The organism is Bradyrhizobium sp. LeoA1Lang (assembly GCF_055413685.1).
Map to the genome: position 1 here is coordinate 1 of NZ_JBVAPG010000499.1, position 520 is coordinate 520.

The window sequence follows — 520 nt, forward strand, 5'->3', positions numbered from 1 at the left end:
CAGCGTGGGTGTTGCGGATCCCGGCGAGCACGGTCGCGATGTGCCGGTCCATGCGGTCCAAGGGCGTCCCGCGCTGCGTATAGTTCCAGGCCAGCGCTGAGAGCCGGCGCTCGATCGTCGCGACCGAATTGGCCTGGCGATCGGCCGTCGCGGCGCCCGAGGCGCAGGCGGTGATGTAAAGCCCGACCGTCTGCGCCGACGGCGGCAGCACCTCGAGGCCCTGGCGCCGGCACCAAGCGGAAAAGTGCTTCCAGTCGGAGGCATACGCCCGGCGGGTGTTGGCCGAGCTCGCCGCCTCGACATAGCCGCGGGCGCGATCGGCGAGCCGTTCCAGATGCGCCGGCAGCCCGGTTTGTGATGGCGGGAGAGGGGAGGGGAGGTCCGCGTCGGACGGGGCGGCCGCGAGTGGTTCCGAAGCGGTCGCTGGAGGGTGGCTCATGCCGAGGCCTCCCAAGGATTGATCACCGTGGCGCCCGTATCCTCGAAATCCCCCACATTGCGGGTGACGAGGATGAGGTCG

The 520-nt window shown here is 70.4% G+C and carries 2 pseudogenes; both read right to left on the minus strand.

Annotated features, from left to right (window positions below):
- Nucleotides 1–439 (minus strand): annotated as a pseudogene (locus tag ACZYOF_RS44315) (integrase); the annotation flags it as partial.
- A pseudogene (locus ACZYOF_RS44320) lies at nucleotides 436–520 on the minus strand (type II toxin-antitoxin system VapC family toxin); the annotation flags it as partial. The pseudogenes ACZYOF_RS44320 and ACZYOF_RS44315, both read right to left, overlap by 4 nt.